At 67.7% G+C, this 12,230-nt stretch carries 13 protein-coding genes; 5 read left to right on the forward strand and 8 right to left on the reverse strand.

Features of this window, described 5'->3' with window-relative positions; all coding sequences use genetic code 11:
- Positions 1–36 precede the first annotated feature (36 nt).
- Genes deoC through cdd form a run of 5 tightly spaced genes read left to right on the forward strand, consistent with a single transcriptional unit; the run spans position 37 to position 4,549 of the window.
- Positions 37–810, forward strand: coding sequence for a deoxyribose-phosphate aldolase (deoC, locus tag I4484_RS00980; protein WP_197449216.1), 774 nt, complete (start codon positions 37–39; stop codon positions 808–810).
- The gene (gene deoA / locus I4484_RS00985; RefSeq protein ID WP_197449217.1) at positions 810–2,171 is read left to right on the forward strand and encodes a thymidine phosphorylase; all 1,362 of its coding nucleotides are present in this window, start codon (positions 810–812) and stop codon (positions 2,169–2,171) included. Before deoC ends, deoA begins: the two co-directional genes overlap by 1 nt.
- The gene (locus tag I4484_RS00990; protein ID WP_197449218.1) at positions 2,168–3,403 is read left to right on the forward strand and encodes a phosphopentomutase; all 1,236 of its coding nucleotides are present in this window, start codon (positions 2,168–2,170) and stop codon (positions 3,401–3,403) included. The genes deoA and I4484_RS00990 overlap by 4 nt, the downstream gene beginning before the upstream one ends.
- Before the next feature lie 10 nt (positions 3,404–3,413).
- Positions 3,414–4,142: a purine-nucleoside phosphorylase gene (gene deoD / locus I4484_RS00995; RefSeq protein WP_197449219.1), complete on the forward strand. Its 729-nt coding sequence runs from the start codon at positions 3,414–3,416 to the stop codon at positions 4,140–4,142.
- Positions 4,139–4,549, forward strand: a complete 411-nt coding sequence (gene cdd / locus I4484_RS01000) for a cytidine deaminase (protein WP_197449220.1) — start codon at positions 4,139–4,141, stop codon at positions 4,547–4,549. The genes deoD and cdd overlap by 4 nt, the downstream gene beginning before the upstream one ends.
- Here the strand turns inward: cdd and I4484_RS01005 are convergent.
- The 8 genes from I4484_RS01005 to I4484_RS01040 form a co-directional block, all read right to left on the reverse strand.
- Positions 4,539–5,288 (reverse strand): anaerobic ribonucleoside-triphosphate reductase activating protein, encoded by a 750-nt coding sequence (locus I4484_RS01005; protein ID WP_197449221.1) that lies wholly within the window; start codon positions 5,286–5,288, stop codon positions 4,539–4,541. The two genes, cdd and I4484_RS01005, sit on opposite strands and share 11 nt — an antisense overlap.
- A gap of 58 nt (positions 5,289–5,346) precedes the next feature.
- Complete coding sequence (gene nrdD, locus I4484_RS01010) at positions 5,347–5,511, reverse strand: anaerobic ribonucleoside-triphosphate reductase (protein ID WP_159548100.1); 165 nt, start codon at positions 5,509–5,511, stop codon at positions 5,347–5,349.
- A gap of 32 nt (positions 5,512–5,543) precedes the next feature.
- Positions 5,544–7,274, reverse strand: a complete 1,731-nt coding sequence (locus I4484_RS01015; protein WP_197449222.1) for a ribonucleoside triphosphate reductase — start codon at positions 7,272–7,274, stop codon at positions 5,544–5,546.
- 257 nt (positions 7,275–7,531) lie between these two features.
- Positions 7,532–8,131 carry a DUF6448 family protein gene (locus I4484_RS01020; RefSeq protein ID WP_159548104.1) on the reverse strand — a complete coding sequence of 200 codons (600 nt, stop codon included), beginning with the start codon at positions 8,129–8,131 and terminating at the stop codon, positions 7,532–7,534.
- Between the two features lie 201 nt (positions 8,132–8,332).
- Positions 8,333–9,478 (reverse strand): helix-turn-helix domain-containing protein, encoded by a 1,146-nt coding sequence (locus I4484_RS01025; RefSeq protein ID WP_197449223.1) that lies wholly within the window; start codon positions 9,476–9,478, stop codon positions 8,333–8,335.
- 18 nt (positions 9,479–9,496) lie between these two features.
- Positions 9,497–10,243 (reverse strand): anaerobic ribonucleoside-triphosphate reductase activating protein, encoded by a 747-nt coding sequence (locus I4484_RS01030; RefSeq protein ID WP_197449224.1) that lies wholly within the window; start codon positions 10,241–10,243, stop codon positions 9,497–9,499.
- Positions 10,244–10,268: 25 nt separating this feature from the next.
- A complete protein-coding gene (locus I4484_RS01035; RefSeq protein WP_159548108.1) occupies positions 10,269–11,183 on the reverse strand; it encodes a U32 family peptidase in 915 nt (304 codons plus the stop codon).
- 8 nt (positions 11,184–11,191) lie between these two features.
- Complete coding sequence (locus I4484_RS01040) at positions 11,192–12,187, reverse strand: peptidase U32 family protein (RefSeq protein WP_159548110.1); 996 nt, start codon at positions 12,185–12,187, stop codon at positions 11,192–11,194.
- Between the last annotated feature and the right edge of the window lie 43 nt (positions 12,188–12,230).

The following is a 12,230-nucleotide window of genomic DNA, read 5'->3' on the forward strand; positions in this document are numbered from 1 at the left end:
CTACCGCAAATCCATTCCGTATCGACAGGTAACGTCATGACCGAACTGCAGCAGGCCGCGCGCCAGGCGCTGGCGCTGATGGACCTCACCAGCCTCAACGAGGACGACAGCGACGCCGTCATCCGCGAACTCTGCGCTCGCGCCAACACGCCGGCGGGACACCCAGCGGCGGTGTGCGTCTATCCCGCCTTCGTGCCAACCGCCCGCGAGGCACTGGCCGAGCAGGGCCTGGCCGGCAAGGTGAAGGTGGCCACGGTGACCAACTTCCCTCACGGCGAGGCGGACATCGAACGCGCCGCGGCCGAGACCCGGGCGGCCGTCGCGTCCGGCGCCGACGAGGTCGACGTGGTCTTCCCCTATCGTGCGCTGATGGCGGGCGACGCCGAGGTCGGCCGTGCGCTGGTCGCCGCCTGCAAGCGCGAGTGCGGCGACGCCGTGCTCAAGGTGATCCTGGAAACCGGCGAGCTGAAGGTGGCCGGGCTGATCGACCGCGCCGGCATGCTGGCCATCGACGGCGGCGCCGACTTCCTCAAGACCTCCACCGGCAAGGTGGCCGTCAACGCCACCCTGGACGCCGCCAAGATCCTGCTCACCGCGATCAAGGCGAGCGGCCGCGACGTCGGCTTCAAGGCCGCCGGCGGCGTGCGCACCGTTGAGGACGCCGCCGCCTACCTGCAGCTTGCCGAGCAGGTGATGGGGGCGGATTGGATCACCCCGGCGCACTTCCGCTTCGGTGCCTCGGGGCTGCTCGGCAGCCTGCTCGAAACCCTTGGCGTTGCTGAGGGCGAGGGGCCCACGGAGGGTTACTGATGCCTGCACGTGCCCTACCTCAAGAGCTGATTCGCGCCAAGCGCGACGGCGAGGTGCTCTCGCCCGAGGCGATCGGTGAGCTGGTGGGCGGTATCGTCGACGGCAGCCTCTCCGACGCCCAAGTGGGCGCGCTGGCCATGGCGATCTACCTCAACGGCATGAATGCCGCCGAGACGGTGGCGCTGACCGAGGCCGTACGCGACTCCGGCGAGGTGCTGGCGTGGCGCGGCCTGGGTGAGGGGCTCGACCTGCCGGGGCCGGTGCTCGACAAGCACTCCACCGGCGGGGTGGGCGATCTCGTCTCGCTGGTGCTGGGGCCGTGGGTCGCCGCCTGCGGCGGCTTCGTGCCGATGGTCTCCGGCCGCGGCCTGGGCCACACCGGCGGCACCCTGGACAAGCTCGAGGCGATTCCCGGCTACGACATCGCGCCCTCGCGGGAGCGCTTCCGCACCTTGGTGCGCGAGGCGGGCGTGGCCATCGTCGGCCAGACCGCCGAGCTGGCCCCGGCCGACCGGCGGCTCTACGCCATCCGCGACGTCACCGCCACGGTGGAGTCGCTGCCGCTGATCGTCAGCTCGATCCTCGGCAAGAAGCTCGCCTGCGGCCTCGACGCCCTGGTGATGGACGTCAAGACCGGCAGCGGCGCCTTTATGCCCACTCATGAGGCGTCGTTCGAGCTGGCCAGCACCATCGCCGAGGTGGCGAGCCGCGCCGGCACGCCGACCACCGCGCTGCTCACCGACATGAGTCAGCCGCTGGCGTCCTGCGCCGGCAACGCCGTCGAGGTGCGCGAGGCGATCGCGCTTCTGACCGGGGAAAAGCGGGGCGGGCGACTGCTCGAGGTGACCCGCGAGCTCGCCGCCGAGCTGCTGCTGGCCGGCAGACTGGCCCACGACCGGAAGGCAGCCCTGGCGCTACTCGACGAACGGCTCGCTTCGGGGGCTGCCGCCGAGCGTTTCGCGCGCATGGTGGCGGGCCTGGGTGGCCCCGTCGACCTGCTCGAACGCCACGAACGCTACCTGCCCCGGGCGCCCATCGTGCGCCCCGTGCCTGCCGAGCGCAGCGGTCGCGTGACGCGCATGGACACTCGCGCCGTGGGGCTTGCCGTGGTCGAGTTGGGCGGCGGGCGGCGTGCGCCGCAGGACGCCATCGATCCCGCGGTCGGGCTGACCGGCATCGCCGCCATCGGCGAGGCGGTCGACGGAGAACGCCCGCTGGCCTGGGTGCATGCGGCAAGCGAGGCGGCCGCCGAGCGCGCCGCCAGCCAGCTGCGCGCGGCCATCGAAGTGAACGACATCGCGACCGGCGACGTCACACGGCCTACACTCATTCAAGACGTGATCCGTCGGGAGGCGCCATGACTCGCGCCATCGTGCTGGTACTCGACTCCTTCGGCATCGGCGCGGCACCCGATGCGGTGGACTTCGGCGACGCCGGGGCCGATACCCTGGGCCATATCGCTGCCGCCTGTGCCCGCGGTGAGTGTGACGGTGCGGCTCGAGAGGGGCCGCTTGCGTTGCCCCACCTGGGCCGGCTGGGGCTGTTCCACGCCCACCGCGAAAGCACCGGCAACTGGGCCGAGGGCGTTGACGTGCCAGCCGAGGTGATCGGCGCCTACGGTCACGCCCGCGAGGTCTCCTCCGGCAAGGATACCCCCTCGGGACACTGGGAAATCGCCGGGGTGCCGGTGCGTTTCGACTGGGGCTACTTCTTCGACCGGGAAGACAGTTTCCCACCGGAGCTGCTCCAGGCGCTCGAGCGCGAAGCCGGGCTGCCCGGCGTGCTGGGCAACTGCCACGCCTCGGGCACCGAGATCATCGCCCGCCTCGGCGAGGAGCACATGGCCAGCGGCAAGCCCATCGTCTACACCTCGGGCGACTCGGTGTTCCAGATCGCCGCCCACGAGGAGTCGTTCGGCCTCGAGCGGCTCTACGCCCTGTGCGAGACCGCCCGGCGCCTGCTCGAGCCCTACAACATCGGACGGGTGATCGCGCGGCCGTTTGTTGGTCGCAATGCCGACGACTTCACCCGCACCGCCAACCGTCGCGACTACAGCGTCGAACCGCCGGCGCCCACGGTGCTGCAGAAGCTCGAGAGCGACGGCGGCGAGGTGATCGCCATCGGCAAGATCGCCGACATCTACGCCCATTGCGGCGTCACGCGCACGCTCAAGGCCAGCGGCCACGATGCGCTGATGGACGCCACCCTGGCCGCCCTGGAGGAGGCCGGCGAGCGCTCGCTCGTCATGACCAACTTCGTCGACTTCGACACGCTCTACGGCCACCGCCGTGACGTGGCCGGCTATGCCGCCGCGCTGGAGGCCTTCGACGCGCGGCTGCCCGAGCTGCTGGCCAGGCTGCGCGACGGCGACCTGCTGGTGATCACTGCCGACCACGGCTGCGACCCCACCTGGCACGGCAGCGACCATACCCGCGAGCGGGTGCCGGTACTGGCGCTGGGCGCGGGGCTCGCCCCCGGCTCGCTGGGCGCGCGGGAGACCTTCGCCGACATCGGCCAGAGCCTGGCGTCGCACCTGGGCCTTTCGTCCATGGACGACGGCACGAATTTTCTTCCCAAGCCAATCGCTGCATAGGAGCCTCGACATGGCGACTCCCCATATCCAGGGCGAACGCGGCATCTTCGCCGACACCGTGCTGATGCCCGGCGACCCGCTGCGTGCCAAGCACATCGCCGAGACCTTCCTCGAGGACGCCCGCGAGGTCACCAGCGTGCGTAACATGCTCGGCTTCACCGGGCGCTACCGCGGCCGCGAGATCTCGGTGATGGGCCACGGCATGGGCATCCCCTCGGTCTCCATCTACGCCAAGGAGCTGATCACCGACTATGGCGTAAAGCGGCTGATCCGGGTCGGCTCCTGCGGCGCGGTGCGCGACGACGTGGCGGTGCGCGACGTGGTGATCGGTCTCGGCGCGAGCACCGATTCGGCGGTCAACCGCACCCGCTTCATGGGCCACGACTTCGCCGCCATCGCCGACTTCGAACTGACCCGCCATGCGGTGGATGCCGCCGCGGCCCAGGGCGTGCCGGTGAAGGTGGGCAACCTGTTCTCGGCGGACCTGTTCTACAACCCCCAGGCGGAGCTGTTCACGCTGATGAAGCGCTACGGCATCGTCGGCGTGGAGATGGAGGCGGCGGGGCTCTACGGCGTGGCGGCGGAGTTCGGCGGCCGGGCGATGACCCTCTGCACGGTCTCCGACCACATCCTCAAGGGCGAGTCGCTGCCCAGCGAGGCCCGCGAGCGCAGCTTCAACGAGATGGTCGAGGTGGCCCTCGACGCGGTGCTGCGCGACGATGCGGCGGGGGCGGCATGAGCGACATCGATCCGAGCGTCGTCGGCGCGCTGATCGCGGCGCGCGGCAACGCCTACGCGCCCTATTCCCGGCATCCGGTGGGCGCCATGGTGGAGAGCGGGAGCGGCGCGCGCTACGTCGGCGCCAACGTCGAGGTAGCCCACTACAAGGGCTTGTGCGCCGAGGCCTCGGCCATCGCTGCCATGGTCAGCGCCGGCGAGCGTCGGCTGCGCCACGTCTACGTGATCGGCCCCGGCGAGCACCTGTGTTCGCCCTGCGGCGACTGCCGCCAGCGCATCCGCGAGTTCGCCGACGCCACGACACGCATCCACGTGGTCGATGCTCAAGGTACGCTGCTCAAGCGCTACACCATGGAGGAACTGCTGCCCGATGCCTTCGGGCCGGAGAATCTGAAACTCACTCCCTGAGTTCGATACGCTCGAAGTGCGGCGCCAAACGCCTGACCAGCCCGGCCAGCATCGCCCGCGGCGGGGCGTTCTCCACCGGCTGGCAGTAGGCCGGGTCGAGGCACTGGCGGGTGCGAGCCACCTGGATGGCGTAGCGGCGCACGCCGCAGTCGGCCAGGGTCAGTGCCAGGCGCTCCACCTCGGCCAGCGAGAAGTCGCGCCAGTGCACGGTGGTGCGGCACTCGAAGTCGACATCACCATTGAGCAGCGCCATCAGGCACCGGCTGTTGCGCTGCCAGATGCCGGGACGCCCGCAGATGCGGTCGAAGTCGCTCCCGCGTCCCTTCACGTCGAGCCCCACCCAGTCGAGCCACGGCAGCAGCCGCGAGAGCCGCGCCGGGTAGGGGCCGGCGGTGTGCAAGCCCACCTTGAAGCCCATTGCCTTCACTTCGCGTACCGCCGCCGGCAGGGCGTTGTGCAGCGTCGGCTCGCCGCCGCTGAACACCACCGCCTCGAGCAGCCCCCGGCGGCTCTCCAGGAACTCCCGTACCGCCTGCCATTCGCTCTCGTCGCCGCGGCGCGGCGGCATCATGTGGTCGTTGTGGCAGTAGCCGCAGCGCAGCGGGCAGCCCTGCAGGAACACCACGCAGGCCAGGTGATCCGGATAGTCCAGGGTGGTCATCTGGGTCAGGCCGGCAATGGGCAGGCGGATGCCGTCGAGAGGCGCGAGGGCGGGCGGGTCAAGGTCGGTGGCGATCATGAGGGGCTCCTCGGCTTGGGGCGTGAATGCCGGGCACAGGGCCCGGCAGGTCAGGCAGTCAGGGCGTCAAGTCGGCGGCCCGCTCGGTGAAGTGGCGGCGCTCGCGATGCTCGGCGCGCTTGCCGACGTTGAACTGGCTGACCGGGCGGTGGTAGCCCATCACGCGGGTCCAGACCTCGCAGCGCTGGCGCTGTTCGGTGGGCAGGGTGTCGATGTTCGTCATGGTTTGGCTCCTTCCAGTGGGTGAAAAAACGCTCAGGCCGGTACGGCCGCAGCGCGTCTTGCCAGCAGTGCCTCGTCGCACTTCGGGCAGAACTCATGTTCGCCGGCCAGGTAGCCGTGCACCGGGCAGATCGAGAAGGTCGGCGTCACGGTGATGTAGGGCAGGCGGAAGCGCGACAGCGCGGTGTGCACCAGCTTGCGGCAGGCGGTGGCGCTGGAGAGCCGCTCGCGCATGTAGAGGTGCAGCACGGTACCGCCGGTGTAGCGGGTCTGCAGCGGATCCTGATGGATCAGCGCCTCGAAGGGATCGTCGGTATGCCCCACCGGCAGCTGGCTCGAGTTGGTGTAGTAGGGCGCCTGCGGCGTGCCGGCCTGCAGGATGCCCGGGAAGCGCTCGGCGTCGGCGCGGGCGAAGCGATAGGTGGTGCCCTCCGCCGGAGTCGCCTCCAGGTTGTAGAGGTGGCCGGTCTCGGCCTGGAAGTCCTGCATCCTGGCGCGTACGTGGTCGAGCACCTCCAGGGCGAGCTGGCGCCCTTCGGGGGTGGTGATGTCGTAGCGGTCGTCGCAGAAGTTGCGCACCATCTCGTTGAGCCCGTTCACGCCCAGGGTGGAGAAGTGGTTGCGCAGGGTACCCAGGTAGCGCTGGGTGAAGGGGTAGAGCCCTTCGTCCATCCACTGCTGGATGCGTTCGCGCTTGAGCTCCAGGCTGTCGCGGCCCAGCGCCAGCAGGCGGTCGAGCTCGGTGAACAGGCCCGTGCGGTCGCCGGCGAAGCGGTAGCCCAGCCGTGCGCAGTTGAGCGTCACCACGCCCAGCGAGCCGGTCTGCTCGGCGCTGCCGAACAGGCCGTTGCCGCGCTTGAGCAGCTCGGAGAGGTCGAGCTGCAGGCGGCAGCACATGGAGCGCACCATGTGCGGCTCCAGGTCGGAGTTGAGGAAGTTCTGGAAGTAGGGCAGGCCGTACTTGGCGGTCAGTGCGAACAGCCGCTCGGCGTTGTCGCTCTCCCAGTCGAAATCCGGGGTGATGTTGTAGGTGGGGATGGGGAAGGTGAACACCCGGCCCTGGCGGTCGCCCGCCTCCATCACCTCCAGGTAGGCGCGGTTGAGCAGGTCCATCTCCGCCTGCAGCTCGCCGTAGGTGAAGGGCTGCTCCTCACCGCCGACGATCGGCACCTGATCGCGCAGGTCCGCCGGGCACACCCAGTCGAAGGTGAGGTTGGTGAAGGGCGTCTGGCTGCCCCAGCGCGACGGCACGTTGAGGTTGTAGATGAACTCCTGGATCGCCTGCTTCACCGCGGCATAGTCGAGGCCGTCCCTGCGCACGTAGGGGGCGAGATAGGTATCGAAGGAGCTGAAGGCCTGGGCGCCGGCCCACTCGTTCTGCAGCGTGCCGAGGAAGTTGACCATCTGCCCCAGGGCGCTGGAGAGGTGGCGCGGCGGGCCGCTCTCGGCGCGCCCGGGCACGCCGTTGAAGCCCTCGATCAGCAGCTGGCGCAGCGACCAGCCGGCGCAGTAGCCGCACAGCATGTCGAGATCGTGGATGTGCAGGTCGCCCTCGCGGTGAGCGGCGCCGACCTCGGCCGGGTAGACCTCATCGAGCCAGTAGTTGGCGATCAGCTTGCCCGAGACGTTGAGGATCAGCCCGCCCAAGGAGTAGCCCTGGTTGGCGTTGGCGTGCACGCGCCAGTCGGCGCGGTCGAGGTATTCGTCGACGGTCGAGGCGACGTCGATGCGGCGCGGGCCGGCTTGGCGTATGGGGGCGTTCACCGTTATCTCCCTATATGTGCTGCCGTTAGATGTGTTGATGCACAACATATGGTATGTGAAGGCTAGTGCCTTCGGCGGCGGGAGAACATGACCCAGGTCAGAAAAAGACCAATTGTAAGCTCGGGGAACGACGAACCCCGCCGGCTGGCGGGGCTCGAAAACGGTTGCAAAGATGCTGATCACGGGCGGCGTCGAAGATGGCGATCCATGGGCTTCCGGTAGCGTCGGTTAGCTGCTGCTAGCCGCCAGTAGCTTCCTTAGTGGCCATGCCCACTATTGCCGGCAATGACGTTGTGCACGTCCTCCAGATAGTGAACGTAGTGCACATAATGGTCGACGAACACCCGGCCCCGCTCGGGATCGTTGTCCGCTTGCTGCTTGGCGGCCAGCGTGGCCTCGAAGGCAGAGCGGGCATTGTGTTCGAACTTCTCTACGATGCGCGCCAGAAAGGCATTGATCTCGCCCTCTTCTAGCGCCTTATCGGCGAGCTGCACGACCGGGTCGATTTTTCCGGCCGGCTTGATGCCGGTGAAGGGAGCGCCTTCCGAAGCGCGATGGCTTTCCACCAGCTCCGCGAAGAACTGCTGGTCGGCCAACTCTTGGGCGCTGCCGCCGTTCTGGCGAACCTCGCGCGCTTTCTCGAACGTCGACGAGATTCGAGCCTCGTCCGCGGCTGGAACCCACTTCAGGACCGGGGTGACATCTCCTGATTCCAGGGCGATTCGTGCCTCAGAAATCACCGGGCCATCAAGGGCATCGCAATGGGCCATCGCGGGGGCAGCAAGAGCCAGGGTCAAGGCGGAGGAAGCGGCAAGGGCGAGCAGCGTCTTGCGTAGGGGTAGGCGAAGGTAGGTCATGATGGTCTCCTTGGTTCAAGGTTGCAGCCGTTTTCGTGTTTCGGCTGTCCTTCATGCTATGGAGACTGGGGATTCGAATCGTTCGCCAAGGCGATCTCGAACGCTGTCGGAAAACTGAAAGAGTTTTGTTAAATCAAATTATTGCGGGTTCTGTTCTGGGGCGGCAAGAAGTCGAACTTCCTTCTGTGCCGGGCGTTCCGGTCACTCGCCGTCAGCAGCCAATTGTCGTGCACGATACTCGCGGGGCGTCATGCCGGTCGCTCTCTTGAATGCCGTATTGAAGACCGACTTCGAGTTGAAGCCGGAGTCGTACATCACTTGCAGTATGGTCTGGTGGGTGTCGGCAGTCAGACGCCTGCGCGCCTCGGCGACACGGTAATCGCTGACGAATTCGAAGAAGTTCTTCCCCCGCCCCTGGTTGATGGCGCGCGACAGCTCCCGGGTGGGCACATTGAGCTGTCGAGCGAGCTGTTGAACGGTCAGATTGGCGTCGAGGTGGGGAGCGGTGCGCCGCATATGATCCTCGAGCCGCATCAGCAGGACGGCATTGGCTGGCTGGTCCGTTGTTGTATCCTTGCTGCTGGTTAGCAAACGGGACTCCTCAGCACTGAGGCCCGAGAACACGATGGGCTGTCGCAGAGCGTGAAGGAGCAAGTAGTTGATGAACAGGAAGCCCGTCACCCCGCCCACTGTCGATACCCACCATACGCTGGCGCTGCTCTTGAACACGTGCGCCGACAGGCAGTAGACCAGACTGACACTCCACACGACCGTATAGCCCAGCAACAGCACACGTAGCCAGGCCAGCTGCTTGTTCTCGATGTTGGAGAATATTTGCCTCAAATCCGTGCCAAAAACCGTGATCTCGCGAATGGTGGCGATCAGATAGCCGAGAAAGACCAGGTGGATCGCAGCTGCCAGGAGCGGTGAGGTCAATACCCCCGGATGATCGCGCTCCATCAGGATCAGGCGCTTCAGTTCGTCCGGTTGAAGATAGTACTCGACCAGGAAGATGGCGCCGACTATCCAGAATAGAAGGGTATGGATCCAGTGCCCTGGAGTCAGGCGAAAGTCCTGATACATCAGGGATTTGGCATAAAGAAACAACAGGCCGGCCTGCAGTAGGCCGACCAGCGTGCCCAGGTAGGCCAGGTTGAGGAAACGCTGCGCCAGCCCCGTGCTGTACAAGAAGACTTCGGCCAGGCCTGCAGCAAAGGCAAGCACTGTCGCCAACAGCAGGCGGTTGCTGAGTAGATGGATGTTGTCTGGCATTAGCAGGAAACCGGCGAGCACCAGCGATTGCAGGATGCTAGTCAATAGCAGGATGTCCGCCACGCTCAAGTACATCGTGTCACTCCGGCCAGCCTACTCGCGCAGCTCGATGCGTTCGAAGTTTGGCGCCAGGCGCTTGACCAGCCCGGCGAGCATGGCCCGGGGCGGGGCGCCTGCGACCGGCTGGCAGTAGGTCGGGTCGAGGCAGTCGCGGGTGCGGGCCACCTGAATGGCGTAGCGGCGCACGCCACAGTCAGCCAGGGTCAGCGCCAGACGCTCCACGTCGGCCAGATCAAAGTCGCGCCAATGGACGGTGGTACGGCACTCGAAGTCGATCCCGCTTTCGAGCAGCGCCATCAGGCTCTGGCTGTTGCGCTGCCAGATGCCCGGCCGCCCGCAGATTCGATCGAAGTCGCGCCCGCGACCCTTCACATCGAGCCCCACCCAGTCGAGGTGCGGCAGCAGGCGTGTAAGTCGTGCGGGGTAGGGGCCGGCGGTGTGCAAGCCCACCTTGAAGCCCATTGCTTTCACCTCGCGAATGGCGATTGGCAGAGCGTTGTGCAGCGTTGGCTCCCCGCCGCTGAAGACTACCGCCTCGAGCAGCCCCCGGCGGTGCTCCAGGAACTCCCGTACCGCCTGCCACTCGCTCTCGTCACCGCGTCGCGGCGTCATCCGCTGGCTATTGTCGCAGTAGCCGCAGCGCAGCGGGCAGCCCTGCAGGAACACTACGCAGGCCAAGTGGTCGGGGTAGTCCAGTGTCGTTAACTGGTTCATGCCCGCCACCGGCAGGCGAATGCCGTCGAGAGGTGTCGATACCCCGTCTATGGCAATCAGCGGCATGGCGTTCTCCCTTGCACGTGGTTGATCAGCCGGCGGGCAGACGGGTGTTGTCCATGCCCGGGCGGCCGTGCCAGTAGCCGTCGCACACCTCGGCCTCGACCAGGCTGAGTGGATCGGCGGCGGGCAGCTCGCCGCGGCGGGCGGCGTCGAAGGCGGCGACCACCTCGGCCATGCCCTCGGCGCGGGGGCTCAGGCGCGCCACGCTCACGCCCATCGCGGTCATGTCTTTGATCTCGTGGCGTAGGTCCTGGCAGGCGCCGGAGAGGGTCTGGATGCCGTTCAGGGTGAACACTTCCTTGGATTCCTGGGAGCGCAGCGCCAGGCCCTCGGGGTACTTCTGGCACACGAACATGCAGCGGTCCTTGGGCTTCTGGTGGCGCCGTGCGGTGAAGCAGCGTGACGACCAGGCCAGCGGCAGGTGACCGTAGGCGAACACCTCGCAGGGCGCATCGAGCCCCTCGGCGGTGCAGTCGGCGAGCAGCCGGGCGAGGTCGTCGCGCGACATCTCCACCGGCGCCTGCCAGCGCTGCATGCCGGCCCGCGCCATCACGCCGATGGAAGCCGGGTTGTAGAGATTCAGCGCCGCCCCGGCAACGAAGGGCAGGCCGGCGGCGGCCAGGCGTTGCAGGGCGCTCTGGTCGTTGGCCTCGACCATGAACTCGCCGTTGTCGCACAGCTTGCGCAGGTCGCGCAGGTCGGCCTCGGACTCGATCAGGGTCTGGCTCGCCAGCACCACCTGCTTGCCGCTCTGGGCCAGCTCGCGGCCGATGCCGAGCCAGTCGTCGAGCTTCATGTCGCGGCGGCGAGAGCAGACGGATTCGCCCAGGGTGACGATCTCCACCGGCCAGTCGGCGGCTTCACGGTAGAAGTCGGCGTAGCGCTCGCGGGTCCAGTAGAACAGCACCGGGCCCAGGGCGAGCTGCAGGGAATCGGATGACATGAAACCTCCTATTTCCAGCGGCGTTCGTAGGCGCCCAGGGTAGTGGTGGCGCCCTCGGAGACCTCGCCGAGGCCGGCCATCCAGGCGGGGTCGGGGTGGAAGCGCTCGGGCGCGCGCTCCAGGCGGTCCAGCGCCTGGCGCCAGATCCCGGCCACCTTCGACACGTAGGCCGGGCTGCGCTGGCGGCCCTCGATCTTCACCGCGCTGATGCCGAGTTCGGCGAGCTCCGGCAGCAGCTCCAGGGTGTTGAGGCTGGTGGGCTCCTCGATAGCGTGGTAGGTCTCGCCGCCGACCTCGAAGCGCCCCTTGCACAGGGTGGGGTAGCCGGCCCGCTCGCCCTCGCCGTAGCGGTCGATCAGCACGCCGTTGAGCCGCGACTCGAGTCCTTGCGGGGTCTCCTCCCAGCGTACGTGGGCCGCCGGCGAGCAGACCCCGCGGGTATTGGGCGACTCGCCTGTGAGGTACGACGACAGGTAGCAGCGCCCCTCGGCCATGATGCACAGGCTGCCGAAGGCGAACACCTCGAGCTCCACTGGGCTCTGCTTGGCCAGATCCCGCACCTGGGTGATGGAGAGCACCCGCGGCAGCACGGCGCGCTTGATGCCGAACTGGTCGTGGTAGAAGCGCAGCGCCTCATGGCTGGTGGCCGACCCCTGCACCGAGAGGTGGCGAGGGAGCTCCGGATAGCGACGGGCGGCATAGTCGAGCAGGCCCATGTCGGCCATGATCAGGGCGTCGACGCCGAGCTCGGCGGCCTGGTCCACGGCGCGGGTCCACTGGGCCCAGCCGTCGGGCTGCGGATAGGTGTTGATGGCGCAGAACACCCGCTTGCCGCGGGCATGGGCGTAGTCGATGCCTTCGCGGGCGCGCTTGTCGGTGAAGTTCAGGCCGGCGAACTGCCGGGCGTTGGTGGCGTTCTGGAAGCCGAAGTAGACGGCATCGGCGCCTTCATCCACCGCCCGCTTCAGGGCCGGCAGGTTGCCGGCCGGGCAGACGAGCTCCATGTCGCTCTCCTCGCAGTCTGGGTAAACCCGACCATGCTAGTCG

Source organism: Halomonas sp. SS10-MC5, assembly GCF_015992245.1.
Classification (GTDB): domain Bacteria; phylum Pseudomonadota; class Gammaproteobacteria; order Pseudomonadales; family Halomonadaceae; genus Halomonas; species Halomonas sulfidoxydans.

What these genes read in the sequence shown, in the direction of transcription:
- nrdD (WP_159548100.1), bottom strand. Translation starts at nt 5,511, where the DNA reads ATGACGAACATCGACACCCTGCCCACCGAACAGCGCCAGCGCTGCGAG.
- deoC (WP_197449216.1), top strand. Translation starts at nt 37, where the DNA reads ATGACCGAACTGCAGCAGGCCGCGCGCCAGGCGCTGGCGCTGATGGAC.
- I4484_RS01025 (WP_197449223.1), bottom strand. Translation starts at nt 9,478, where the DNA reads ATGTACTTGAGCGTGGCGGACATCCTGCTATTGACTAGCATCCTGCAA.
- deoD (WP_197449219.1), top strand. Translation starts at nt 3,414, where the DNA reads ATGGCGACTCCCCATATCCAGGGCGAACGCGGCATCTTCGCCGACACC.
- I4484_RS01040 (WP_159548110.1), bottom strand. Translation starts at nt 12,187, where the DNA reads ATGGAGCTCGTCTGCCCGGCCGGCAACCTGCCGGCCCTGAAGCGGGCG.
- cdd (WP_197449220.1), top strand. Translation starts at nt 4,139, where the DNA reads ATGAGCGACATCGATCCGAGCGTCGTCGGCGCGCTGATCGCGGCGCGC.
- deoA (WP_197449217.1), top strand. Translation starts at nt 810, where the DNA reads ATGCCTGCACGTGCCCTACCTCAAGAGCTGATTCGCGCCAAGCGCGAC.
- I4484_RS01030 (WP_197449224.1), bottom strand. Translation starts at nt 10,243, where the DNA reads ATGCCGCTGATTGCCATAGACGGGGTATCGACACCTCTCGACGGCATT.
- I4484_RS00990 (WP_197449218.1), top strand. Translation starts at nt 2,168, where the DNA reads ATGACTCGCGCCATCGTGCTGGTACTCGACTCCTTCGGCATCGGCGCG.
- I4484_RS01020 (WP_159548104.1), bottom strand. Translation starts at nt 8,131, where the DNA reads ATGACCTACCTTCGCCTACCCCTACGCAAGACGCTGCTCGCCCTTGCC.
- I4484_RS01005 (WP_197449221.1), bottom strand. Translation starts at nt 5,288, where the DNA reads ATGATCGCCACCGACCTTGACCCGCCCGCCCTCGCGCCTCTCGACGGC.
- I4484_RS01035 (WP_159548108.1), bottom strand. Translation starts at nt 11,183, where the DNA reads ATGTCATCCGATTCCCTGCAGCTCGCCCTGGGCCCGGTGCTGTTCTAC.